Below are 248 nucleotides of genomic sequence, written 5' to 3'. Positions count from 1 at the left end.
TCACGCTCGTCGAAGTCCGGAACGGACCTGATCACCTTCCAATTGAAGTATCCGCGCTACATTCATGCCGAGTTCATGACACACCGTGTATTCTCGCGCAATGCATCAAGTTCGCGAGCCATACCCGCTAAGAAGCTTATCTCCCAGATTCGCGAAGAGCCCGTGTTCTTTGCTCACGTCGGTCTGAACGAACCGGGCATCCAGGCTAGCGATCAAGTTACTGCCGATGTTCTCGATAAGTTCCGAAA

At 52.4% G+C, this 248-nt stretch carries 1 protein-coding gene; it reads left to right on the top strand.

Going from position 1 to position 248, the window contains the following annotated elements; all coding sequences use genetic code 11:
• A partial coding sequence (locus tag AC1RPU_RS08425) for a hypothetical protein (protein WP_481769718.1) occupies positions 1 to 248 on the top strand: 248 nt, incomplete at both ends.

This window comes from Dellaglioa sp. CoH-55-MRSF-7 (assembly GCF_056782235.1).
The sequence above is the reverse complement of the archived record's forward strand: the minus strand, read 5'-3'. Positions and strand labels throughout refer to the sequence as shown.